This is a genomic window from Geomonas sp., from assembly GCF_056994735.1.
Genome location: NZ_JBXKJL010000154.1, coordinates 12,947 through 37,182, shown reverse-complemented (window position 1 = coordinate 37,182; position 24,236 = coordinate 12,947). Strand labels below are relative to the sequence as shown.

Below are 24,236 nucleotides of genomic sequence, written 5' to 3'. Positions count from 1 at the left end.
ACGTCCCGCGCCCGTCCGGGCCCCGATGGGCCACGGTATCGGTGAAGCGGTCGATCTCTTTCTGGGAGACGACGCTGTTAAAGCTGTAGATGCCGGCAATTCCGCACATGATTCACCCTTTCATGATCACTGACCGATGCTAAAACCACGGTTTTTCGTGCTTCGACAAGCTCGGCACGAACGGCTTTCATTACCCCTCAGGACCGAAAGTCCTTGCCCCTTCGAAAAGAGTGCCAGTGTAAAAACCGTAGGCACCATGTCCGCCCAACGACTACCTGTGTACTCCGTTCGGGCTGAAGCCTTTCCCCCTAAGCTCGCAGGACCTGGCAGACCCGCTCTATCTGCTCCTCGCTCAGCTCCGGGAACATGGGAAGCGACAGGAGCTTCCCCTGGTATGCCGCTGCCACCGGGAAATCTTCCTGCCGGTGGCCGAGGTGCCGATAGGCCTTCAGAAACGGGAGCGGAATCGGATAATGAACGCCGCTATCTATCCCCGCCTCTTTCAGCCGCCCCTGCACCAGGTCCCTCTCCTCGACCCGCACCACGTAGAGGTGGTAGACGTGGCGCAGCCCCGGGCGCTCCACCGGGGTCACTAACGGGGTGCCCTGCAGCAGCTCGCTGTAGCGCGCCGCATTCCTGCGGCGGGACTCGGTCCAGGCCTCCAGATGCCCCAGCTTCACCGTGAGCACCGCGGCCTGCAGTCCGTCCAGCCTCGAATTTCTCCCCTCGAACTCGTGGTCGTACTTGGAAATCCGGCCGTGGTTGGCGATCATCCGGCAGCGGGTGGCGAGGTCCTGATTGGAGGTGACGATGGCGCCGCCGTCGCCGTAGGCGCCCAGGTTCTTGCCGGGGTAGAAACTGAAGGCTGCCACGTCGCCCAAGGTCCCGATCTTCTTCCCGTGGAAGGTGGCTCCGTGTGCCTGCGCACAGTCCTCGATGACCTTGAGGCCATGGGCATCCGCGAGCTGCCGGACCCCTTCCATGTCGCAGGGCTGCCCGTAAAGGTGCACCGGGATGATGGCCCTGGTGGCGGGCGTGATGCGCCGGGCGGCATCGGGGATGGACAGGGTGTAGGTCTCGGGGTCGCAGTCGCAGAATACCACCCGGTGGCCGGAGCGGGTGACGGCCTCGGAGGTGGCTATGAAGCTGTTCGCAGGTACGACGACCTCGCTCCCCCCCGGCAGATCCAGTGCTTCCAGGGCGATTTCCAGTGCGTCGGTGCCGTTCCCCACCCCGATGCAGGAGGAGGCCCCGAGATAGCCGGCAAACGCCTCCTCGAAGCTCCGGACCTCGCTCCCGCCGATGAAGCTGCACTCCCCGATTACCCGGGCCATCGCCTCATCGACCTCGGTCTTTATCTCCCGGTACTGCGCTTTCAGATCAAGAAAGGGTACTTTCAAAGTCATCTCTCCTTACAGCAAACTCCGCTATCGTCTACATCCCCTCCCTTGACGTGAGGGGGACAGGGGGTGGGTGAAGGCGCCACGTGCGAGATCGTGGCCGAAGCAGCCAAGGGAAGTTTTACGCCCCACCGCCGACAGCGAAACTTGCCACCTCGTACTGCCGGTTGTGCGGCTTGACGCCGAACAGATATTCACCCATGGCCGCCGTCGCAGAGAGGAAAAGCTGGCTGCTCAGCTCGGGGAATTCCTTCCCCACCTCGAAGAGGGCATCGATGATGTTGCTGTCCAGCCGGAGGGCCATCATCTGCTCGCTGGAGAAGGGCTTCAGCATGTAGCCGAAACACTCCTGCACCTTGAAGCCCGCCTCCTCGAAGAGGGTCGTGAGGTTTTCCCGATCATACTTGCCGAACTGCCGGTAGAGCTTGTTGCGCTCGGTGTCGTCAGAGACTTCCCGGATCACCCCCGCCCGCACTCCCACCCGGCGGTGCAGAGACTTCACGTGCGGCACGGTGGCCAGTATGCGGGTCTTGGTGCCGCAGAAGGGGCGTACGGTGGCCAGGAACGCGAGCGGGTCCTCGATGTGATGGAGCAGGCTGGCCATGACGATGACGTCGAAGGTCCTTACCTCCTCCACCTCGTGCAGGAAGCAGCCGTGAACGCGCACCTTGCCCCCGAACCGCTTCACTGCCAGCTCATGGAAAGTCGGGGCCGGCTCGACGATGGTGAGGCTCCTGCTGCAGGAAAGAAGCTCCGCCGACATCTCCCCGGAGGCGCAGCCTATCTCGAGGACATCCTTCCCCTCGCAGAACGGCGTGATCAGCCGGGTAGCCAGCTCGATATTCACCTGTTCGAAATCATTGGGGATATCGTATTGCTGCGCCGCCTCTTCGAGTGTCCGCTTGTGGTCAACCTGCATGGTCAGTTCCTCACCGCCAGGAGGTCGCCGAAGCTGATGCCGAGCTTGCTGGGGGTGAACTGGTGGGTCACGGTGTAGCCGAGGCTCTTGAAGAGTTCCAAAAGCTCCTCCACCTTGTGACCTCCGAACTCGTGGAACTCCATCGCGTAAACCTTCACCTTGCGCAGGAATTCCCGCGGCGTCTGGAGCAGGATGTCGAACTCCGCCCCTTCACAGTCGATCTTGCAGTAATCGATCTCCTCGACCTCGGAGGGAACGGCCTTGCTGAAGGCTACGCAGGTCCGCTCGACCTCCTCGATGTGGTCGAGCTTGTACTTCTCGATCCGCTCCCGGTACTGACTGTGCCCGCCGGTGTGGGCGCTGTTCACGTACATGGTCAGGGTGCCGTCGCTGGCGGCGACGCAGTTCTGGCGCGCTACGACCTTGTCCACGCCGTTCAGGCTCAGGTTCTCGGTGAGGATGCTGAAGTTGTCGTCCATCGGCTCGAAGGAGTATATGCGCGAACCGTCGGCGGTGTGGCGGGCGGCGTAGAGGGCGAAGTATCCGTTATGACCACCGATATCGACGATGACGGCCCTCTTTCCCTTCGGGAAATGCCTGGCGTAGGCGCCCTTCTCCCAGACCTCCTCGATGATGGAGCGATCGTGGGAATCGGTCCGGTAGCGCATGGAATAGTTCTCTATCTTGACGGTTTCGAGCGTTCTCATTGCTACTCCTTCAGCAGAAATATTTGTAGAGCATGGTCCCGGCCTGGGACAGCCGGCCGTGGTCAAGGTCCGCGTCCACCAGGTACTGAGTGACCTGCTTGAGCATCTCCTTGGTCGCCTGTTCGCGCGGGTGGTCGAAGTCGACCGGGTCATGGCGGTGGTAGAAGACGGGCAGCCGCTCACCGCCGAGCGAGTCCTTGAAGGCCAGAAGCCCCTCGTGGTCGGCCTGGGTCAGACCCATGTCGAGGTGGGTGGCCCCGATGGCCTTGCCGAGTTTCATGACCTCCCACAGGAGCAGGTTGTTGGGACGCAAATCCTGGAACTCGGTGTCGGAGACCCCCATCTTGTCGAAGAGCATCCCGCCACTGCGCAGTATCATGGCCGCCGCCAGCACCCTCCCCTCCTTCCGGACCGTGCAGAGGTAACCGGCACCGTCGGCGGAGAATCTGTTCAACAGGAGGGCGTAGAAGTCCTTGGACTGGGGAAGGATGCGGTACTTCTTCTTGCGTAGTTCCACCAGGAGGCCATAGAAGGCGTCGAGCCCGCTGTAATCGTTGCAGATCTCGAAGCTGAGCCCGCTGCGTTCGGCCTTGCCGACCCCCTTCCGGAAGGCGTGCGAGGTCCGCTGCCAGATCTCCTCGACCTTCCCGGAGAGGGCGATGCGGTGGCAGAAGGCGTTGCGCGACCTGCTGAAGCCGGCCCCGGAGAGGTCGTAATCCCCCACAAGCTTCAGGGTCAGCGGCATGCCTGGATAGGCCGCGGTGATGCAGCGGCTGAACTCTCCGATCTCATCACCGGTCACGGGACCAAGCTCGGTATAGTCGCTGAAGGGCAACGAGATGACCCTTTTCCCGAAAATGTCTTCCACGATGCAGAAGAACATCCGCGGCAGGCCGTCGTCATCCGCGACCGCCTTGAAGGTGAATCCGTAACACCCGGACAAGACCTCCAGCCATTCGCGGCTGGTGAAGAGGTTGCCCTGCGGCCATGCTGTTATGTCTTCTGCATTGATTATCTTCATCACCGAGATCCTTAATCCTTCGTCAACCGGGCCCGTCCTACATACCTAAACAGACGCCCTCACCGCCTCGTCCGCCTCCTGGGTTACCTCCCCCTGGTACGGGGTTGAGGTAACCGCGGCGGCCTTGACCGGTCTCGCCACCCTCCCCGCCATGAACTCGCCCGCCGAGGTCAGGCGCGGAGCGGTCCGGGCCGCGGCCCTAGCGGCGGCGTAGATCTTGTCGATGGCATGGATGGTCCGAATCCCCTCATCCCCCTCGATTACGTCATGACGCTCATGAAGGAGAGTGCCGACTACGCTGTCGATCACCTTGTCGTGGTTCGAGCTGGTCCCCTGGTACTTGCCGTAGGCGTTGGGCTTGTCGGTAAACTGGGTCCCCTCGGGGAGCGGCAGCGAGCGCACGTCCCAGAACTCGATCTTGTTCAGGTACTGGCCGCCGATCTTGATGGTCCCGTACTCGCCAACGATGGTGATGCTCCCCTCGTAGTTCTTGTTGTAGACGCAGGTGGTCCAGGTCAGCGAACCCATCACCCCGGAGGCGAACTCCACGATGGCGGTTCCGCAGTCCTCGATCTCGATATCGTGGTTCCTGGTGGCCACGCTGGCCTTGGCGCTGACCACATCGCCGAACCACCAGATCATGAGGTCGATGAAATGGCTGGCCTGGGTGTGAAGCGCTCCCCCTTCCAGAGCGGTCTTGCCGCGCCAGGGGGAGTCGTTGTAGTAGCCCTGGTGCCGGTTCCAGAGGATGTTGCTCTGGACCATGAAGATGCGCCCGAGCTTCCCGCTCTTCAGGGCCATCTTGGTCAGGGCGATCGGCACGTTGAAGCGGTTCTGCTTCACCACCATGAGGAGCACGTCGTTTTCCTTGGCGGTTTCGATCATGCGCTCGCAGTCCTCGGCATTGAGGGCCATCGGCTTCTCCACCAGGACGTTCCTTTTGGCCTTGGCCGCATCGATCGCCATGGAGGCGTGGAGGCCGTGCGGAGTACATATGTTGACCACCTCGCACTCGACGCCGCGGAGCATCTCGGCGTAGTCGGTGAAGGCGGGGACGCCCGGATAGAGCTCCTGCATGGCCTGAAGCTGGACGGGGTCGATGTCGCAGATTGCCGCCAGGACAGCCCGTGGCTCCTGGTCGATGACCGCGATATGCCGCTTTCCGATACTGCCGCAGCCGACGACTGCGAAACTTACTGGACCCGACGTCATGATTCTTTCCATTGATTTCCTCTTTGTGGCAGCCCGGGCTGCCTGGTGGTCATTGACTTTGCCGTGGGTTCGCGGCCGGGGGGGGGCCGCTCCTGCACGCTCCCTCGCGGGTCAGCGGTTACTGCCTAGCGACTGCAGCAGGTGGCGGGCCAGTGCCGGGTTCCCTCCCGGAGCCAGCTTGCCGTGGACCAGCGACAGGATATGGGCCGCCATGGCCGATGCGTTGCCGTAATAGGGGGCGAAGAACATCTCCCTCAGCTCCTGGCGGAGCTGCCGCTGTGCAGCCTCGGCAGCGCCATCCATCAGGTCGTAGATCAGGGTCTTGATGCTGTCGGGGTTGTAACTCCCGATCCTCTCCCGGAGCAGGAACTCGGACGACTGACCGTTGATGTTGTCGTGCTGCCGCGCACCCTCCACGTCCAGCAGGATCAGGTGCCGGTCGGTGTAGAGTGCACCGAACGAGGAGCCGCCGTAATCGGCGATGACGTGGTCGGCGACCTTGAAGAGGGTGGAGTTCCCGTGGATGGTGTCGATGATGCGGGTGAAGCGGGCAGCCCTCAGGAGCTCCATCTTGTGCGCTTCCCCGGCGTCGACGCACTGGAAGGTCAGGGGGTGCGGCTTTACGATCACGTTGTAGAAGCGGGTCAGCTTGGAGATTTCGCTGATATAGGATTCGTTCAGCGAGGAGAGCTGCTTCCAGGTCGGAAGCCAGAGGATGGTCTCCTTGCCGGTATCGCAGCCGAAGCTCTCGGCGAGCGTGTCGCGGTCCCAGTCGGCGGTGAAGTAGTCGTCGTAGCGCGGATAGCCGACCTGCATGGTCAGAGGGCGCTTGAAGTGGCGCAGGTTCTGCGCCTGGTACGGCCCGTAGCAGAGGATCAGGTCGTAAAGCTCGTTCCACTCCGCGAAGTGCCAGGCGTCCTTGCCGAGGGCGTACATGAACCGGACGTTGAAGTCCCCGACGATCTCCGGGAGGTACTTCTCCTCTCCTCCTCCGCTCATGCAGTGGTTGGAAACCAGGATCTTATACTTCCCGGGGAGGTCGTAGACCGATCGAAAGGCGATGTTCCGCTGGTTCAGCCAGCCGACCAGGAAGTCGATCTCCGCGGGCGGCATGTTGAGGAGCACGAACTCGTACGAGCCCGGCTCGAGCTTTTCGCAGATGGAGCCGTAGTGATTGACCAGTTCCGCGCTGTGGATGAGGAAGCCTATTTTGTCGATGATCATGCTCTCTCCGGTGTTTTCTAGATCAGCCTGTGCCCCAGGAGCACCAGCCCGTAGCAGAGCATGAGGATGGTGATGAAGGCCTGGTATTTCCTGTCGCTGGTCCTGAGGTAGATGAGCTGGACCAGGGTGGTGTAGCTTGCCAGCGCGAAGGCGGGGAGCATCACGCTCTTCAGCGAGAGCGACTGCGGGTGGCAGAGAGCCAGCACGGCCAGTTGGCAGAGCCCGAAGACCAGGTAGCAGCAGGCGATGTTGGCGCGGATCTCCTCCTTGGTCCTGAAGAGCGAGGCGGCCAGGATGGTCAGGAGGGCTCCTCCCATGTTGGAGACGCCGTGGACCAGCCCCATGACGGCCATGTAGCCACGGGTGCTTCGGGAAAGGCGTTGGTGGATCCGCTCCTTCAGCGTCTCGCTGAGGCGCACCGCCACCGAGAGGACCATGAGGATGCCTACCAGGAGCTTGATGTCGATGCTGATGGCGCCGGTGAGCACCAGGACCAGCCCCGCCAAAAGCGGCGGGAGGGCCCAGAGGAAGGAGCGGTGCAGCTGGATGCGCTTTCTCCCTTGCACGACCTGCAGCGTGCTGATCAGCACCGAGCTGGGAAGGAGGAACGCCAGCGCCTCGTGGAAGGGGTAGCCGAGCAGCAGCAGCGTAGGAGTGCCGAAGACCAGCAGCCCGACGCCGAAGAGACCCTGCACCACCGAGAGCACCATGATCAGCGCCACCAGGACCAAAGCCTCGCTGCCGCCTCCCGTTCCCATCAAAAGAGCTGCCTCGTGCATGGCCGCTCCGCTACCCCTGCTGCGCCACGATTGCCGGCTCGGCCGCGGGAGCCTCGACGTCGCTGATCCTGAGCTGCGCGTAGGTCATGCGCCTCCCTGACCTGGACGAGGTGACGGCGTGGTTGTTGACCACATCGAAGACCATCTTCACGCACTCGACCGGGTACTTGCCGACCGCGGTCTCCTCGGAGAGCTGGATCCCGGTCACCCCCTCCTGCACCACCTGGTGCAGGCCGATCAGCTCGGAGATCAGGGGTACCGGCTCGCGCTCCATGTTCTTGAGAAACTGGGTCGCCAGGAAGACGTCCCTGCCGGCTGCCCGGGCGCTGTCGACCACCGTGCCCTGGGCGCGGGCGATATTGAGGAGGCCGATGTCGGAGGAGAGGTCGCCGCGGTCGACGTTGACGGTGCTGACGGACTTGAGGATGGCGGCGAGGTTGTCCATGGCCATGGCGGTCTCGACCTTGGCGAAGATCTCGATCTCGCTCCCCCCTTCCTGCCCGATCAGGGTGCGGGCCGCCTCGATATCCTCGACGTTGCGGACGAAGGAAAGGGAGATCACGTCCAGGCCCAATTTGCAGGCGCCCCGGATCAGTTCGACGTCGCGTTCGAAGAGGAAGGGGATGTCGGCGTGGATGCCGGTGACGTGGAGGCCCTTGTTCGAGCCGAGCGAGCCGGTGGAGCGGGAGAGGAGCCGGATGGCATCACCCTCGACCGCGACGACCTCGAGTTCGTAGGTGGCGTCGTTGGCGTACATGATGTCGCCCGCCTTGAGGTGCCGGTGGAAGTGCGGGTAGTTGACCTCGAAGCTGTTCAACAGAAACGACTCCCCCCTGGTGAGCGGGATCGGCAGCGGCAGGTTGCTGGTGCGCACCTTGTTGCCGGGAAGATCGATCATGATCCTCGCGTCCGGAAGGACCGACCTGATCCGGCGAACGATCTGCTCCATCTGGATCGCGTTGGCGTGGGCCCCGTTGATCCGGTAGATGCACTCTCCAAGGGAGTTGATCTCCGTTAGCTTCTTCCCGTCCAGAATGGCTGGGCCGACAGTCACGATAACCTTGAAACTCACTAGGCCTCTCCTTGCGCGTTGAAAAGTTTATTTTCCCGTGCCAGCCCGATCAGCACCTCGCTGATCTCGGCCCGCATGTACTCGATGGGCGGGCGCACCCCCTGCAGCAGCATGCTCCTCAGCTTGGTCCCGGAGACCGACATGACGTCGTGGTCGCCGTGGCTGCAGCTCTTGTCGGTGACGATGCCGTTGCACTTGCTGCAGTAGAAAGGTCCCCGCAGCGGCAGGATGGTGATCCCCAGGTCGTCGAAGCTCCGGCAGAGCTCCTGGGCCTGGTACATTCCGTAATAGTCGCCGACCCCGGCATGGTCCCGGCCCACGATGAAGTGGGTGCAGCCGTGGTTCCTGCGGATCAGCGCATGGAAGACGGCCTCGCGCGGACCCGCGTAGCGCATCGGCGTGGAGAGGAGCCCGAGGGCCGCGTGGGCCCGCGGGTAGAACTGCTCGAACATGGCTCGATAGGCGCTGACAACCGCCAGCGGGGAGAAGTCGTCCGGCTTCTTCCAGCCGATCAGGGGCTGGACGAAGATGCCGTCGGCGAACTCCATCCCCACCCGCTGCAGGTACTCGTGAGCCCTGTGGATCGGGTTGCGGGTCTGGAAACCGACCACCGTCTTCCACCCCTTGGCCTTGAAGAGGGCCTTGGTTTCCGCCGGAGTGAGGTTCAGGTCTGGAAAGGCGAAGGAAACGCGCTTGAGGAGCAGGACGGAACCGCCGACCCGCCAACGGGAGCGCTCGGCCTCCTTCCTGACGCCGGGATGGGCCATCTCATCGGTGCCGAAGACCTTGCGAAGATCGTCTGCCTGCACCTGGAAGACGTCCAGTACCGTCAATTCCCCCACCGGCTCGCCGGCCTCGTTCACCAGCGTCACTCGCTCGCTCGCCGAGACCTCGCGGCGCAGCCCTTCCGGAAGCTCGAGGGTCACCGGAATGGTCCACGGGCTGCCGTCGGCAAGGCGCATCTCGTCGACCACCGAGCGATAGTCGCGGCTCCCCATGAACCCCTTCAGCGGATGGAGCACCCCGTCGATCAGGTTGACCAGCTCCAGCCAGGACTCCGCGTTTATCTGCAACCGCACCGGGGCATTCATCGTGACAGCACTCCTCTCTGGCGAAGAAACTCCGCCAGCTTGGCGAAAGACTCCTCAGCCGGCTCGCTTCCGGTCTCCAGGGTCAGGTCGGGGGATCTCGGGACCTCGTAGACGTCGTCGATGCCGATCAGGTTGTTCATCTGGCCGTTGCGGTTTTTCTGGTAATGGCCCTGAACGTCCCGCTCCATCACCACATCAAGCGAGCTCCTCAGGTAGATCTGGATGTAGTTGGTGAGTTTTCTGCGCAGGAAATCGCGGACTTCGTAGTAGGGGGCGATGTTGGCGACCACGACGGTGATGCCGCACTCGCTCAGCTGCTGGGCGGTGAAGGAGATCCTCTTGATGTTGAAGATCCGCTCCTGCCTGGTGTAACCGAGGTCGTTTTCAAAAAACCGCCTGACCTCGTCCCCATCGAGCAGCTTGACCGCCCTTCCCCCCTCTTTCAGCTCGGCTGCCAGTTTCCTGGCGAGGGTGGTCTTGCCTGCTCCGGAGATGCCGGTAAGCCAGATCACCGGCATGGGCTCTTCCGATTGGAGGGGCGCCGGAGGAGTATTAATTGGAGCTTTATAACGAGCTTCTTCATTAGACATGCTGGGGAGGATTGTGCAATGGCTATGCCATGGATCGGCGGGGGACAAGTGGCCGGAATTGCTAGGTAACAGGGCGGGATACTGCGTCAAAAAATTGAATGACAGGGGAGACGGTGACGCGAGGGGCGGAGCCCCCGGAACGACAGGGGAGGTGACAACGTGGCTCCGACACGGGGCGGGGAGCCGGTTATTTACTGTCCGGGGAGCTTCCTGGCGATCATGTTGAGGCTTATCAACTCGTCCTTAAACCTGAAGGTGCTGTCGTCCTGGAACATGCCGAACTCTTCCACCTTCATGATGAGGGAGAAGCCGGCCTCGTTCAGAAAGTAGGTGAGGAAATCCTCGTTGAGCCCGACGCCGTGGTGATCGTACTGGTTCATGTGGCCGCCGAAGATCATGCGCATCACATGGAAGCGCTCGTCCACGGTCAGCCTCTCCTTTTCCAGAAAGATACGCGCCAGCACGTCCAGGTCCGGGACGCTCACGTACAGGGTGCCGAAGGGCTTCATGGCACGGTGCCACTCCTTGAGCGTCGCCAGCAGTTCCGACTGGTAGTCGAAGTGCTCCAGGGTGTGGGAGGAGTAGATGGCATCGAGGGAGGAATCAGGGAAGCGGGAGAGGTCGTTGGCATTGCCCAGGTGGTCGACGTGCGGCGCGGGAGAGATGTTCATGATCTCCCACCCCTCTGCCGGGACAACGCCGCCGATGTGTAGTCTTCGCAGCATGCTGCCTCCTGTAGACGCGGCCCCCACCTAGAAGGGGGTCTGCGCGGCGCCGTCGAACTCGTCGGCGGTGGGATCCATGACCTTCCCTCTGGCGTCTTTTCCGGAGAACTTGAAGACCATGTGCGAGGGGTCGATGGTGGCGTTGTTGGTGGAATTCTGGCTCAGTATGAAGGTCACGGTCGCCTGCTGGTTGTTGGGATCATAGACGACGCTGCTGGGGTTTTGCGGGATGTAGGCCTCGGTCGGCAGTACCGAGAGCATGTTGTTGTAATACCCCGCCACTCCGCCGCTGGCCTTGTTTATGGTCCAGTTGCTGGTGTCCTGTACCGATTCCGCGTCCATCTGGGAGTCGAAGCTGAAGGTCAGGGTGAATTGCTTCGACTGGTTCGGCTGCTGCGTCACCTGGTTCACGCCTAAAAGTGCCATGAGGTCGGTCCCGGCCTGAAGCGCCGTACCGAAGTTGTCGAGTGTCCCCCCCCCTGCCGAAACCATTTTGGGTTGGGCGATGGTGGCCTTCAACAGGGCGCCCTGGGTGGCGTCGAGGTTGGTCACGGTATCGACTTCCTTCTGCGCGTTGGTGGCGTCCCCCAACTCGGAATAGGCGACACCGAGTTCGACGTGGGCGGCGACCATCTTCGGCCTGATCTTGACCGCCTGGGTCAGTTGCTTGACCGCCTCCGAATACTTCCCCTCCTTGTTGTAGGTGGCCCCCAGGGCGTAGTAAGGGTTGGGGTCTTTCGGGGCCATGCGGATGACCTTCTTGAACTGGTTTTCCGCGTCGGAATAGCGGCCGATCTGCTGGTACATCTGCCCGAGGGTATAGGGCGCAACGGTATCGGTCGGATTCAGCTTGATGGACGCCTTGAATTCCTTTTCGGCATTGCTGTAATCCTTTTTGGACATGTAAATGTTGGCCATCGTGCTGTGGACGGAATCCTGCGACGGGTCGATCGAGAGCGAGCTCTTCAGGGTCTTGATGGCTTCGCTGATCTTGTTCTGCTTGATGTAGGCATTGGCCAGGAAGTTGTACGACTGGGTGTTGGTCGGATCCATGGCGATGGACCGCTTGAACTCGTTCGCGGCCTTGGTGTAGTCCTTCTTCTGGTAGGCGTCGATGCCGCTGCTGAGCGCATTGCTCGCCATCGTCTGCTGCCCCTGTTGAACGGACCCGAGAGTGTTGAATACGTCGTATGCAGAGGCGGAGCCGGTACTTGCCATACATCCCTCCATGGCTTTAGGTGGCATTCGGTGTAGGGTCTTTCGGCCTTTCTTCAGGAAACTTGAGGAAAAGATGCCTGCTGGGCTAATAAATTCCTTCAAGGGGTGCTCTTCATGAGATGGGCCGAAAGACAGATTGCAACGGGTATGCCATGGGAGTTATGGGAAAGGGAGGCAGTGGGGAGCACCGGGGAGACCGATCGTGGCGTCGTGGGGCTAGAAGGGAAGTGTCGCCCAGCCGTCGAACTCGTCGGCTCTCGGATCCATGGTCTTGCCACGGGCATCGGTGCCGGAGAACTTGAAGACGAGGTGGGAGGGATCGATGGTGGCGTTGTTGGTGGAGTTCTGGCTCAATATGAAGGTGACGGTGGCCTGCCGGTTTTCGGGGTCGTACACGACGCTGGTGGGGTTTTGCGGGATGTAGGCCTCGGTCGGCAGCATGGAGAGCATGTTGTTGTAGTACCCCGCGACCCCGCCGCTGGCCTTGGTCATGGTCCAGTTACTCAGGTCCTGGACCGATTCCGCATCCATTTCAGAATCGAAGGTGAAGGTCAGGGTGAACTCCTTGGACTTGTTCAGCTCATGTGTCGCGGGATTGACTCCCAAAATTGTCAGGAGTTCGGTCCCCGGCTCCAGGGCGGTTCCGAAGTTGTCGTTGGCTCCCCCGCCTACCGCTAATAATTTGGGTTGTGCGATAGTTGCCTTGAGAAGGGCACCCTGCGCGGCGTCGAGATTGGTCACGCTAGTCACCTCCCTCTGCGCCTTGTAGCTGTCGCCCAATTCGGAATAGGCCACGCCGAGCTCGAAGTGGGCGGCTACCATCTTCGGCCTCAGCTTGACAGCCTGGGCCAGTTGCTTCACCGCCTCCGCATTCCTTCCCTCCTTGTTGTAGGTGGCCCCCAAGGCGTAGTACGGGTTGGGGTCGTTGGGTGCCATGCGGATCACCTTCTTGAACTGGTTTTCCGCATCGGTATAGCGGCCTAACTGCTGGTACATCTGTCCCAGCGTATAGGGCGCCACGGTGTCCGCGGGATTCAACTTGATGGCTTCCTTGAATTCCTTCTCCGCCTTCGCATAGTCCTTTTGGGACATGTAGATGTTCGCCAGGGTGCTGTGGACCGAGTCCTGCGAGGGATCGATCGAAAGGGAGTTCTTCAGGGTCTTTATCGCCTCGCCCAGCTTGTTCTGCTTGATGTAGGCGTTGGCCAGGTAGTTGTACGATTGGGGGTTGCTCGGGTCCATGGCGATGGCCCGCTTGAACTCGCTCGCGGCCTTGGTGTAGTCCTTTTTCTGGTAGGCGTCGATGCCGCTGCCGAGCGCGTTGCTGGCCATGGCCTGCTGGTTTTCGGTGGAGGAGAGAGTGCTGAAGAATTCGTAGGCTTTGCCTGAAGTGACGCCGTCCAGAAGGTTTGCCATAATCCCTCCAAATCGCAATTGATGGGGGCTACGGGTCTACTTTTTCCGGTACGCAAGTTTAACGCAAAAAAGGTCTGTGTCACGTCAGTGCAGCGGGAAGGGAAGACCCCTCACCCGGGTCGGGGTGAGGGGCTGGTGTTGGTGTTGCAGCGTTTTCAGCCGTTGACGCAGCGGCGCAGGGTGGTCAGGGACTCGCGTGCCGCCTGGTTCCACGGTTCGAGCTGGGTCACCTTCCCGTAGAAGGTCTCGGCTTCCTCGGGGCGATCCAGCATGATGCAGATGTTCCCCAGGTTCATCAGGGTATCGATGTTGCGCGGCTCCTTCTTCAGCTGGTCGAGGTAGATCTCGATGGCGCCGTCCACGTTGCGTCTCTCGACGAAGTAGAAGTCGGCCAGGTTCTTCTGGAAGGTGCTGTTGCCCGGCACCAGCGCCGCCGCCTTCTCGTAGTGAGCCAGCGCCTCTTCCGTCTGACCTCTTTCGTGGTAGAGCACTGCGAGGTCGTTATGGGCCGCCGGAAAGTCGGGGTAAACCGCCACGATTTTCTCCAGTTCCGCGATGGCAGCGTCGGCATTGCCCTGCGCCGCCAGCGCCCGGGCTTTTTCATAAAGATCCTCTGCCGGCTCTTCGTCCTCCGGGACAGACGCCCCCTCCGGCTGGCGATTCCTCAGCTCCGTCAGGCGCTCGCGCACCGTCTGGTTCCAAGGTTCGACCTCCAGCGCCCTCTGGTAGAACGACTCGGCTTCCGCCGGCTGCCCCACGCCTTCGCTGATGATGCCGAGGTTCAGCAGGGTCTCGAGGTCTCTGGGCGATCTCCTGTGCAGCTCCAGGTAGATGGAGATAGCCTCGTCAATCTGCCCTTCCTCGACGTAGAGCAGGTCCGCGAGGTTCTTCTGGTACGTGTTCTCCTCCGGGCTGAGTTCGACCGCGCGGCGGTAGTGCCGTAGCGCCTTATCGCTGAGGCCTAGGCTGTAGTAGAGAGCGCCCATGTCGTTATGGGCCACGGCGTGGTCGGGATATCTCTCCAGGTGCCTTTCCACCGCCTTGGCAGCCTGCAGGTGATTTTCCCCCTTCACCACCGCGGCGATGGCTGCGTACGCCTCGTCGGCCGCGGGCTCGGCCACCGGCGCCGCAGGTAGCGGTGCTGCCGGCGCTGCAGCCGCGGGCCGCGCGGGAGGAGAAGGATGGGCGTGGGCAGCCGCTTCATTGTGGATCAACTTCAGCCCGGTGAAAGCCGGGACATGGACGAAGCGGAAGCGCTCGGCCGCCCTCAGCATGAATTCGCGCAGGGCCCCGTCATTTTCGCCGATTCCGCCGATGCTGTCATGGAGTTCCCTGCGCCACATCGGGTGCGGGGCCACCTCGGATAGCTGGGCCAGTTGCTCGTGGGTGTAGTCGGGCCAGATCATCTTCCCGTAGCTCGTGTGGTTGGCGAAGCTCTGGTGGGGGATGGCGGTGAAGGAGGTGTCGCCGTAGGCCACCATGGCCTCACTGTCCTCCTCCAGTGCCTGAGCGAGGGTCTGGTAGGCATCCTCTTTCATCCTGTCGGCGGCCTCGAGGATGGTGAGGTATCTCCCCGAGGCGATCCTGACGGCGAGGTTGACGCCGGCAAACGCCCCGGGAGCCGGGCTCCTGAGGGAAATCAGGTTCTTATGCCTGCGCTGGAGGTCGGCGATGATGGCCGACTCGGACTGCTCCGAGCCCTGATCGACGACAACGACCTCCATATTCCCCGCCACACTCTGTTCCATGAGGCCGGTCAGGCACTCCCGGATGTGCGACTCCTTGTTCCTGGTCACCACTATGGCGGTAAGTAGGGGCATGCATTCGCCGCCGGCGGCTGCGCCGGGGCGCAATTCTGATTGGCTCATCGTTATCTCCGTTGTATGGGTCTCTTTGATCTGAAGCACTGCATATTTAACGGCAGGGGCTAGGGGCTAGTCCCTCAAAAGTGCGAGGAGAGTCAGGTACGGGAAAGCAACTGCCATGCCAGCTGCCGGGACGGCACCAAGGAGGCCGCGTGCCCCCCCCGGGACGGCGTCGGCCGCCGCGCGGGGAGCCGGGGAGCGCCAGAAGCTTCTTGTGCCGGAGGCAATTCGACTGTGGCAGGGGAGTCAACTTTTTGTATGGAGGAACGGGTCAATAATCCGACAGGCTCTATTCCCCCAGCACGATGAGGAAGACCCCCGTCAGCATCAGCACCGTCGCGACCAGCCCGCCCCTCTCCTCGAACATGTAGCGCCCGTACAGGACGCCGAAGAGGAGGCTCAGCCTCTTGACGGCGATCATGTAGGCCACGTTGGTCGACTTTATGGCATAGATGTGGGCGATTATCTGGAGGGCGTAGAAGAGCGCCGGCAGCGCCGAGGCCGCCACGGTGCCGTTACGCAAGACGCGTCGCAGCTCCCCTTTTCCCATGTACAGGGCCAGTGGAGCCGTAATGAGGACGAGCAGCGGCAAGTCGAGTGCCGCGAAGAACAGGGGAGAGGACAGGGTGATGGCGCGCTTTCCGAGGGCGGAGGTGATGCTGTAGATGGCGGCGACGCAGATCATGCAGAGCGATCCCTTCTCGCGGAACATGGACTTAAGGGGCGCCAGCGGTCCGCCCTGCCCTCGCCGGGCGTTCAGGAGGTATCCTCCTATAGCTACCAGGACGATGCCGCCCCCTCCACAAAGGGAGATCGTTTCGCCGAGGAGCAGAAACGGGACCACCAGGAGGAGGAGCGGTGTCAGGGACAAAAGCGGGAGGGTCAGGTTGAGCGGGGAGAGCTTGAGGGCCTTGGTGTACAGAAAGAGCGCCACGGCCTCCAGCGGGAGACCGGCGAAGAGGCAGAGATAGAATTCCGTGGTCAGGGTGGGGATGGTGAGGAAAGGGAGCGGCAGCAGGAAAAGGGGCATCGCCGGGAGAATCCTCAGCCAGGTGACGAGATACTCGTTGTGCCCGCTGACCGCCTTCTTGGTGAGGGCATCGCTGGTAGCAAGGCAAAACGCCGAGACGACGGTAAGGGGCAGCCAGAGCGGGATCATCGTGAAATCATAGCGCAGATCGCCCCGGCTGCAGGGGCCGGAGACGGCCGTAAATATGGCTGGAGCGGTTGACTATGCCGGAAAAAGCGGCCTAATTTTAATTGGCGTCGAATCCAAGAAACAGGTGATGCGTATGGCAAAGAACGTCCTCATCCCATCGGTGGAAGAAAGGCTGCGAGGATTTATCGAGGTAGGCCGGAGAAACCTGCGGGAGCACGTCCTGGGAAGGGATGAGCGACGCTATCCCACCGTCACCTTGACCCGGGAATTCGGCTGTGAGGGCTATCCGGTGGCCCAACAGTTGCGGACCCTGCTGGAAGAGAGGAGCGGCCACAATTGGGTGGTGATGGACCGGGCCCTTCTGGAGGCGGTGGCGCAGGATCACGACCTGTCGCAAGATCTCCTGCGAGATATCGGCAACAAGAACCGCTTCCTCGACGATATGCTTTCCACCTTCTCCAGCAGGTGGAAGAGCGACAAGGACTACTACCGGCTCCTCTGCCGCCAGATCATCTCCCTGGCCCAGGAAGGAAATGTGATCCTGGTCGGCCGCGGAGCCACAATTTTGACCCAGGAGACCGGTAACTGCTTCCACTTCAGGATCGTCGCCCCCATGGCTTTCAAGGTGCGCTCGGTGGAGAGCCGCATGGGACTCTCTTCCGACGAGGCGCGGGACCTGATCGAAAGCAAGCAGCGTCAGCGCGACGCTTTCCTCAAGGATTTTCTGGGACGCGACATCACGGAGCCTACTCTTTACCACCTGATATTCAACAATGCCAGGTGCACATCCGGGCAGATCGCGAAGCTCATGGCCGAGGTCATCATGCCGGCCCAAGCGGCCTAGGGCTCGAGCGGCTTTCGGCACCGCAGGCCGAGGGTCACACTCTACCTATCCCTGCCAGTGACGGAGGAAGTATGAAACGCCATCAAATCGCTCTGGGAATATTGGAAGGAGCGCGCAATGTCAGCGCTATTGCCAAGTCACTGGCCGATGCCGCCGAAGAGGCTGCCGGCGAGGGAGTAGGCGCCGAGTACGATGCCGCGGTAAGGATGATGGTGCATCGGCTGGCCCGGCTGTGCAGGGTCGATGAAATCGAATACGGCTTCGATCCCGTCACCTTGAAAGATAACTACTGTCTGCTGATGAACGAGTGCCGAACGAGGGCTGATGAGGAAACCGGGGGGAGGCGGGTCGAGGAGAGGTCACCCTGTTGCGTCCCGCCAATCGGGCTTAGCTCCCCGGAAGCGGCCAAGGGTAATGAGGGAGACTTCGGGCCGTATGTTTACCCTCAGGGGGACCAGGCTCTCCCCGAGGCCGGCGCTGACGATGAGGGTGCTCTGCCCTAAGCGGTACAGGCCGTAGTCCCAGCAGGGGAAGAAGCCCATGGCGGGAACGAAGCAGGCCCCGATGAAGGGGAGGCGGAGCTGACCGCCGTGGGTATGCCCGGCCAGCATGAGATCGACGCCGTGCCTCACCGCATCAGGAAAGGGATGCGGTGAATGAGAGAGCAGCACCCGCGGTGAATTGGTATCAGCCTCATCCAGCGCCAGCTCCAGCCGGTCCCGCCGCGTTACCGGATCATCCACCCCCACCAGCCACAGCCTCCCTCCCCCCTTCTCGATGGCGGCGGAAGTGTTGCTTAGCACCCGCACACCAGCCTGCTCCAGCTTCTCGTTGAACTCCTCCGCCCGCTCCAGCCTCCAGTCATGATTGCCCGGAACGGAATAGATGGGACAGTTGGAGGACCTCCTGATGCCGGCGACCAGATCCAGGGCCGGGATCAGGGAGGGGGCCTCACCCTGGACGAGGTCGCCAGTCAGCACCACGATGTCGAAGTTCCTCAGCCTGAGCAGCCTTAGGAGCTCTTCCCCACCGTTGCCGAACTCCTTGTCGTGCAGGTCGCTGAGATGCAGAATGGTGAAACCTTCGAAGGAAGGGGGAAGGCCCATCACCGGCACCCGGTACCGGCGCACAGCGACGGAGAGCCTCTCCAGGTATAGATACGGGAAAAGGGTCACGCTTCCCATAAGGAACATGCGTCTTGACAGCACTGCCATCGGTCGGACCTCCGGACGTGCAGGAAAGTATAGCATACGGGTTCGAGTCCCCGTTCCCAGGAGCGCCTCCCCGGTTGCCTCAGAGGCGGGAGGCAAGGCCGGGAGGCCCGTCCCTGTAAGCGCAGAGAGGCCTTCCTTTGCGGCCTTTGCGTCTCCGCGTGGGGCGATTTTTTGACTTCCTGCGCCCCTGCGGCTATGATGGCGCGGTGTCATGGAGGATGCGGATGGCTGATTTCGCGGTGAGCGAAGAGAAGAACCGTTGGCTGAAGAGCAGGATGGAGCTTTTGGGGGTGCGCGAGGAGGATCTGGAGGAGCGCTTCATCCACGCCTCCGGGCGCGGGGGCCAGCACGTCAACAAGAGCTCCTCCTGCGTCTACCTGAAGCATCTGCCGACGGGGGCCGAGGTCAAGTGCATGGAGTCCCGCAGCCAGTCTCTCAACCGGTTCCTGGCCAGGCGCTACCTGCTCGAGAAGGTTGAAGCTCTCTCCGGGAAGCCGACCAAGAAAGATCTCGCCGTGGAAAAGCTCAGGAGGCAAAAGGCCAGGCGCAAGAGGCGAAGCGGGACCAAGTATCCGGGCCCCGCTGCAGCGCAAGCAACGGGCGCTGTCGCGGAGGAGCCTGCCGATCTGCCGGAATCCCTTGATTGAGGTAACGACAAGGATGACGGCCGTGGCCGGTGGCGGCCCTGAATGATGTTCACGCCCAGGCGGTCAAAGATCCGCCATGAGAATCTGGCAAGGAAAATGCTAATGACCAGGAGATGGGCAACCCCGCGATATCAGACCGGTCGGCACTGCGGGATGGGCCTCTGACGGGACCTCGGCTCCCGCAAACAGAGTTCCGGCAGCTAAAAAAAAGTTGACAACATTATTAGGTGAAGGGTATAAATTTACTTATCCTCAATCAGACCTAAGCATCGATCCTTATAAAACCCCATATTTCTCATACCCGAATTCGCACCGACACCTCAAGGCCACTACAAATTCACAGACCTTAGCATATTAGGCAGTCCGCGCATGTCACCCATGCCCACTCATCCGTGAAACACGTCAATACGATACCCGCCACTCGCATCCAGGCATCGCCGAATCGATGTGCAGTTTCGCCATATCAGGAGAACAGATGAATTTACAGGAACTTAAAGAGAAGAAGATTAACGATCTCACGGCGATTGCCAAGGGTCTCAACATAGAGGGGGCTTCGAGCCTGCGCAAGCAGGACTTGATCTTCGCCATCCTCAATGCCCAGACCGAGAAGAACGGGATGATCTTCGGCGAAGGGGTGCTGGAGACGTTGCCGGACGGTTTCGGATTCCTCAGGGCACCGGACTACAACTACCTCCCGGGGCCGGACGACATCTACGTCTCTCCTTCCCAGATCCGCCGCTTCAACCTGCACACAGGTGATACCGTGGCGGGCCAGATCCGCCCCCCGAAGGAAGGCGAGCGCTACTTCGCCCTGCTGAAGGTCGAGACGGTCAACCACGAATCCCCCGAGGTGGCGCGAGACAAGATCCTCTTCGACAACCTCACTCCGCTCTACCCGGAAGAGAAGCTCAAGCTCGAGACCACCCACGACAACATGTCGACCCGCGTGATGGAACTTATCGCACCGATCGGCAAGGGGCAGAGGGGCCTGATCGTGGCACCCCCCCGGACCGGCAAGACCATGCTGATCCAGAACATCGCCAACTCGATCGCTGAAAATCACCCCGAGGTCTTCCTGATCGTGCTCCTGATCGACGAGAGGCCGGAAGAGGTGACCGACATGCAGCGCTCGGTCAGGGGCGAGGTGGTCTCGTCCACCTTCGACGAGCCGGCTTCCCGCCACATCCAGGTGGCCGAGATGGTCATCGAGAAGGCCAAGCGACTGGTCGAGCACAAGCGCGACGTCGTCATCCTGCTCGACTCCATCACCCGTCTGGCCCGCGCCTACAACACCGTCATCCCGCCCTCCGGCAAGATCCTTTCCGGCGGTGTCGATTCAAACGCCCTGCACAAGCCGAAGCGCTTCTTCGGCGCCGCGAGGAACATCGAGGAAGGGGGCTCCCTGACCATCATCGCCACCGCGCTGATCGACACCGGCAGCAAGATGGACGAGGTCATCTTCGAGGAGTTCAAGGGCACCGGCAACATGGAGCTCCACCTGGACCGCAAGCTGGTCGAAAAGAGGACCTTCCCCGCCATCGACATCAACAAGTCCGGCACCAGGAAGGAGGAGCTGCTGATCGAGAAGTCCTCCCTCAACCGCATCTGGATCCTCAGGAAGGTGCTCCACCCCATGAACGTGGTCGATTCCATGGAGTTCCTGATCTCCAAGCTGCAGGGGACCAAGAGCAACAAGGACTTCCTCGATTCCATGAGCAAGTGAAAAAAATGTTGAAACTTTGGGCCGATGGTGTTATTTGTACATACTTTCCGGCTTTAAATCATGCATAGTTAACGGGGCGGCGCCCCGCGAGGAGGAAGATATGAAGGCAGAAATCCACCCCAAGTACGATGAAATTACGGTCAAATGCCTCTGCGGCAACCAGTTCCAGACCCGTTCCACCAAGGCTGAGATCTCCACGGAGATCTGCTCGCAGTGCCACCCGTTCTACACCGGGAAGCAGAAACTGATCGATACCGCGGGCCGCGTCGAGCGCTTCCGCAAGAGATACAACATCGAGGCAAAGCCGACCCAAGATTAAGGGCTCTCGCGTTTGCGGATCCATTGAGGGGATTTTGTCTATGGCGAAATCCCCTTATTTCGTTTATTGTATGAGCACCATGGCCTTTGAAGGATCTTCATGAAGGTTGCGCTTCTCCAACACACCCCCGAGCCCGAGTTGACCATCGCACTGGCGGCCCGGCTCTGCTATTCCCACGTCGGCATAGATGCGCTCAAAGAGAAGCTCTCCGGCGCCGATATCAAGAACTTCCTCGACAAGATCATGTCACTTGGTCACCAGTCGGTGCTGGAGCACGCCTCCTTCACCTTCGGGATCGAGGGCATCTCGCGGGTCACGACCCACCAGTTGGTCCGGCACCGGGTCGCCTCCTATTCACAGCAGTCCCAGCGCTACGTCTCCCACAAGGAGCGATTCGCCGTCGTCACCCCCCCCTCGATAGCCGGGAACCCGGAGTTGCTGGAAAAGTTCGAGGCCCAGGTGGCAGCACTCCACGCGACCTACGCCGCATTCGTCGAGGCCGGGGTGCCGGCCGAGGATGCACGGTACCTGCTGCCGAACGCCACCGAGACCAAGATCATCGTCACCATGAACGGACGCGAGCTGCTGCACTTCTTCGGGGTGCGGTGCTGTGAGCGGGCGCAGTGGGAGATCCGGGCCATGGCGATCGAGATGCTCAGGCTGGTCCGCCCGATCGCTCCGACCGTCTTCGGCAAGGCCGGTCCCGGCTGCCTCAATGGCCCATGCCCGGAAGGGTCGATGTGCTGCGGCAAGATGGCGGACGTCCGGGAGTTTTTCCAGGGGTTGTAAACCGGGTAGGGTTTCTTTCAGGGCCCGCATGGCGGGCTTCACAAGAGGTAACCATGTCAAAGATTAACATAGGCGGACAGGCCGTACTTGAAGGCGTGATGATGCGGGCACCCCGCTCGCTGGCCATCGCCGTCAGGCGTCCCGACGGGGTGATATCGGTAAAAAGCGAGACGGTGATCCCTCTTTCGGAGAGATTCCCCATCGTCAAGCTCCCCATCGTCAGGGGAGCGGTGGCGCTTTTCGCCTCCCTGGTGACCGGCATCAAGGCGCTCAACTTCTCCGCCAACGAGGCACTCGCCGAAGGCGAGGAGAAGGAGGAGCTCTCCAGCTGGGCCGTCGGCGGGACCATGGCCGCGGCCTTCGGGTTCGGCATCGTCCTCTTCTTCATCATGCCCCTCTACCTGACCAAGCTGCTGGTCCCCGTCATCGGCGGCTCCAACATAGCTTTCAACCTGGTGGACGGCGTGATCCGGGTTGCCGTCTTCCTGATCTACATCATCGGCATCTCCAGGATGGCCGACATCCAGCGGGTCTTCCAGTACCACGGCGCCGAGCACAAGTCGATCTTCACCTTCGAGGCCGGCGAGGAACTGGTCGTGGAGAACGTCCGCAAGTACAGCTGCCTCCACCCGCGCTGCGGGACGAGTTTCCTGCTGATCGTCATGCTGGTGAGCATCCTGGTCTTCTCTTTGATACCGAAGCTGTGGCCGTTCTACCTCAAGGCCGGCTCCAGGGTCATCCTCCTTCCGCTGATCGCCGGCCTTTCCTACGAGGTCCTGAAATGGACGGCCAAGCATGACGAAAATCCACTGGTGAGGCTCCTGATCGCCCCGGGCCTCGCACTGCAGCGGCTGACCACCCGGGAGCCGGACGACAGCCAGATCGAGGTGGCGATCAAGTCCATGCAGGTCGCGCTCGAGATCAACGGCGGCCACATGGATGACAGGTTGGTTGTTTAAAAACGTGAATGGTGAATAGTGAATGGTGAATAGACTGAAGAGTAGTTTCACTATTCACTATTCACTATTCACCTTTCACAGAGGTTTTTATGTTTGAAAAGATAGCGGAACTGGAAAGACGATTCGAGGAGCTGGAGTCGCTCCTCTCGGATCCGGAGGTGCTGGCGAACCAGACGGAGTTCAGGCGTCTCTCCAAAGAGCACGCCGGGCTTGCCGAACTGGTGGCGGCCTTCCGGGAGTACAAGAAGATCCTCGCCGACATGGAGGACAACAGGGAACTCCTCAAGGAACCGGACCAGGAGATGCGGGAGATGGCGCAGGCCGAGCTTCTGAGCCTTGAAGAGCGCCGCAGCCAACTGGAAGGGGAGATCAAGTTCCTCCTGCTGCCGAAGGATCCCAACGATGACAAGAGCGTCGTCCTCGAGATCCGTGCCGGAACCGGCGGGGACGAGTCTGCCCTCTTCGCGGGCGACCTCTTCCGCATGTACTCCCGCTTCGCCGAGGGTAACCGCTGGCGTGTCGAAGTCATCTCCGCCTCGGAGTCCGAGAAAGGCGGCTTCAAGGAGGTCGTGGCCCTCGTAGAAGGCCAGGGGGTCTTCGCCAAGTTGAAGTACGAGTCGGGAACCCACCGCGTGCAGCGCGTACCGGAGACCGAGGCGCAAGGGCGCATCCACACCAGCGCCTGCACCGTCGCGGTCCTTCCTGAAGCGGAAGACGTCGACATCGATATCAACCCGACCGACCTCAAGATCGACGTCTATCGTTCATCCGGCGCCGGCGGCCAGCATGTCAACACGACCGACTCCGCCGTCAGGATCACCCATATCCCGACCGGAACCGTGGTGGCCTGCCAGGAAGAACGGAGCCAGATAAAGAACCGCGCCAAGGCGATGAAGGTCCTGAAGTCCAGGATCCTCGACTCCATGGTTACCGAGCAGAACGCGAAGATGGCGGCGGACCGCAAGAGCCAGGTCGGCAGCGGCGACAGGAGCGAGCGGATCAGGACCTACAACTTCCCGCAGGGGAGGATGACGGACCACCGGATCGGCCTCACGCTCTACAAGCTCGACGCCATCATGGCCGGCGACATCACCGAGATCACCGCCTCGCTGAGGGCTCACTACCAGATGGAGGCGCTGCAGGCGCAAAGCGAAGGGGCCTAACCCTCCTCGCCCTCCGGGAGAAAGGCGGTGAGAGCCGCGAATGACGTAGGAGCGCCTTCCAGGCGCGAACCTACCTGCGAATGACGTAGGGGCGCCTTTCCAGGCGCGAACCTACCATGGCAGCTGCCGCACCTGCAGTTCTTCACGGCACAAATTCGCGGCGTGGAAGCCGCTCCTACA

The 24,236-nt window shown here is 61.4% G+C and carries 23 protein-coding genes; 7 read left to right on the top strand and 16 right to left on the bottom strand.

The window, feature by feature from the left end:
• Positions 1 to 308: 308 nt before the first annotated feature.
• The 15 genes from AC11W3_RS07385 to AC11W3_RS07315 form a co-directional block, all read right to left on the bottom strand.
• A complete protein-coding gene (locus tag AC11W3_RS07385; RefSeq protein WP_484092739.1) occupies positions 309 to 1,400 on the bottom strand; it encodes a DegT/DnrJ/EryC1/StrS family aminotransferase in 1,092 nt (363 codons plus the stop codon).
• 121 nt (positions 1,401 to 1,521) lie between these two features.
• Entirely contained in the window at positions 1,522 to 2,319 is a 798-nt protein-coding gene (locus tag AC11W3_RS07380) for a class I SAM-dependent methyltransferase (protein ID WP_484089946.1), read from the bottom strand.
• A gap of 2 nt (positions 2,320 to 2,321) precedes the next feature.
• Complete coding sequence (locus AC11W3_RS07375; RefSeq protein ID WP_484089947.1) at positions 2,322 to 3,026, bottom strand: FkbM family methyltransferase; 705 nt, start codon at positions 3,024 to 3,026, stop codon at positions 2,322 to 2,324.
• 10 nt (positions 3,027 to 3,036) lie between these two features.
• Positions 3,037 to 4,047, bottom strand: a complete 1,011-nt coding sequence (locus AC11W3_RS07370) for a GNAT family N-acetyltransferase (RefSeq protein WP_484089948.1) — start codon at positions 4,045 to 4,047, stop codon at positions 3,037 to 3,039.
• A 45-nt stretch (positions 4,048 to 4,092) separates the two neighbouring features.
• Positions 4,093 to 5,271: a Gfo/Idh/MocA family protein gene (locus AC11W3_RS07365; RefSeq protein ID WP_484089949.1), complete on the bottom strand. Its 1,179-nt coding sequence runs from the start codon at positions 5,269 to 5,271 to the stop codon at positions 4,093 to 4,095.
• A gap of 99 nt (positions 5,272 to 5,370) precedes the next feature.
• Positions 5,371 to 6,483 (bottom strand): CDP-glycerol glycerophosphotransferase family protein, encoded by a 1,113-nt coding sequence (locus AC11W3_RS07360; protein WP_484089950.1) that lies wholly within the window; start codon positions 6,481 to 6,483, stop codon positions 5,371 to 5,373.
• A 17-nt stretch (positions 6,484 to 6,500) separates the two neighbouring features.
• On the bottom strand, positions 6,501 to 7,262 hold the full coding sequence (locus AC11W3_RS07355) for a TSUP family transporter (protein ID WP_484089951.1): 762 nt from the start codon (positions 7,260 to 7,262) through the stop codon (positions 6,501 to 6,503).
• Positions 7,263 to 7,272: 10 nt separating this feature from the next.
• Positions 7,273 to 8,334 (bottom strand): pyruvate kinase, encoded by a 1,062-nt coding sequence (locus AC11W3_RS07350; RefSeq protein WP_484089952.1) that lies wholly within the window; start codon positions 8,332 to 8,334, stop codon positions 7,273 to 7,275.
• Positions 8,334 to 9,425 (bottom strand): sulfate adenylyltransferase, encoded by a 1,092-nt coding sequence (gene sat, locus AC11W3_RS07345; protein ID WP_484089953.1) that lies wholly within the window; start codon positions 9,423 to 9,425, stop codon positions 8,334 to 8,336. Before sat ends, AC11W3_RS07350 begins: the two co-directional genes overlap by 1 nt.
• A complete protein-coding gene (gene cysC, locus AC11W3_RS07340) occupies positions 9,422 to 9,943 on the bottom strand; it encodes an adenylyl-sulfate kinase (protein ID WP_484089954.1) in 522 nt (173 codons plus the stop codon). Before cysC ends, sat begins: the two co-directional genes overlap by 4 nt.
• 263 nt (positions 9,944 to 10,206) lie before the next feature.
• The gene (locus tag AC11W3_RS07335) at positions 10,207 to 10,740 is read right to left on the bottom strand and encodes a class I SAM-dependent methyltransferase (protein WP_484089955.1); all 534 of its coding nucleotides are present in this window, start codon (positions 10,738 to 10,740) and stop codon (positions 10,207 to 10,209) included.
• A gap of 27 nt (positions 10,741 to 10,767) precedes the next feature.
• Complete coding sequence (locus tag AC11W3_RS07330; RefSeq protein ID WP_484089956.1) at positions 10,768 to 11,958, bottom strand: tetratricopeptide repeat protein; 1,191 nt, start codon at positions 11,956 to 11,958, stop codon at positions 10,768 to 10,770.
• Positions 11,959 to 12,174: 216 nt separating this feature from the next.
• Positions 12,175 to 13,374 (bottom strand): tetratricopeptide repeat protein, encoded by a 1,200-nt coding sequence (locus AC11W3_RS07325; protein WP_484089957.1) that lies wholly within the window; start codon positions 13,372 to 13,374, stop codon positions 12,175 to 12,177.
• Positions 13,375 to 13,529: 155 nt separating this feature from the next.
• Entirely contained in the window at positions 13,530 to 15,242 is a 1,713-nt protein-coding gene (locus AC11W3_RS07320) for a tetratricopeptide repeat protein (RefSeq protein WP_484089958.1), read from the bottom strand.
• 286 nt (positions 15,243 to 15,528) lie between these two features.
• The gene (locus tag AC11W3_RS07315; RefSeq protein ID WP_484089959.1) at positions 15,529 to 16,398 is read right to left on the bottom strand and encodes an EamA family transporter; all 870 of its coding nucleotides are present in this window, start codon (positions 16,396 to 16,398) and stop codon (positions 15,529 to 15,531) included.
• 133 nt (positions 16,399 to 16,531) lie between these two features.
• Between AC11W3_RS07315 and AC11W3_RS07310 the strand changes: the two genes are divergently transcribed.
• On the top strand, positions 16,532 to 17,242 hold the full coding sequence (locus tag AC11W3_RS07310; protein ID WP_484089960.1) for a cytidylate kinase-like family protein: 711 nt from the start codon (positions 16,532 to 16,534) through the stop codon (positions 17,240 to 17,242).
• 359 nt (positions 17,243 to 17,601) lie between these two features.
• Here the strand turns inward: AC11W3_RS07310 and AC11W3_RS07305 are convergent, their stop codons facing one another.
• Positions 17,602 to 18,456 carry a metallophosphoesterase gene (locus tag AC11W3_RS07305; protein WP_484089961.1) on the bottom strand — a complete coding sequence of 285 codons (855 nt, stop codon included), beginning with the start codon at positions 18,454 to 18,456 and terminating at the stop codon, positions 17,602 to 17,604.
• A 224-nt stretch (positions 18,457 to 18,680) separates the two neighbouring features.
• Here AC11W3_RS07305 and AC11W3_RS07300 point away from each other — a divergent pair, with 224 nt between their 5' ends.
• The 6 genes from AC11W3_RS07300 to prfA all read left to right on the top strand — a co-directional run bounded on the left by AC11W3_RS07300 (position 18,681) and on the right by prfA (position 24,056).
• The gene (locus tag AC11W3_RS07300) at positions 18,681 to 19,103 is read left to right on the top strand and encodes a peptide chain release factor family protein (protein WP_484092738.1); all 423 of its coding nucleotides are present in this window, start codon (positions 18,681 to 18,683) and stop codon (positions 19,101 to 19,103) included.
• A 475-nt stretch (positions 19,104 to 19,578) separates the two neighbouring features.
• A complete protein-coding gene (rho, locus tag AC11W3_RS07295) occupies positions 19,579 to 20,826 on the top strand; it encodes a transcription termination factor Rho (protein WP_484092737.1) in 1,248 nt (415 codons plus the stop codon).
• Positions 20,827 to 20,926: 100 nt separating this feature from the next.
• On the top strand, positions 20,927 to 21,145 hold the full coding sequence (gene rpmE / locus AC11W3_RS07290) for a 50S ribosomal protein L31 (RefSeq protein ID WP_484088725.1): 219 nt from the start codon (positions 20,927 to 20,929) through the stop codon (positions 21,143 to 21,145).
• A gap of 99 nt (positions 21,146 to 21,244) precedes the next feature.
• The gene (gene thyX / locus AC11W3_RS07285; RefSeq protein WP_484088726.1) at positions 21,245 to 21,934 is read left to right on the top strand and encodes an FAD-dependent thymidylate synthase; all 690 of its coding nucleotides are present in this window, start codon (positions 21,245 to 21,247) and stop codon (positions 21,932 to 21,934) included.
• 53 nt (positions 21,935 to 21,987) lie between these two features.
• Positions 21,988 to 22,893 (top strand): DUF1385 domain-containing protein, encoded by a 906-nt coding sequence (locus AC11W3_RS07280; RefSeq protein WP_484088727.1) that lies wholly within the window; start codon positions 21,988 to 21,990, stop codon positions 22,891 to 22,893.
• A gap of 89 nt (positions 22,894 to 22,982) precedes the next feature.
• Entirely contained in the window at positions 22,983 to 24,056 is a 1,074-nt protein-coding gene (prfA, locus tag AC11W3_RS07275; protein WP_484088728.1) for a peptide chain release factor 1, read from the top strand.
• Positions 24,057 to 24,236 lie beyond the last annotated feature (180 nt).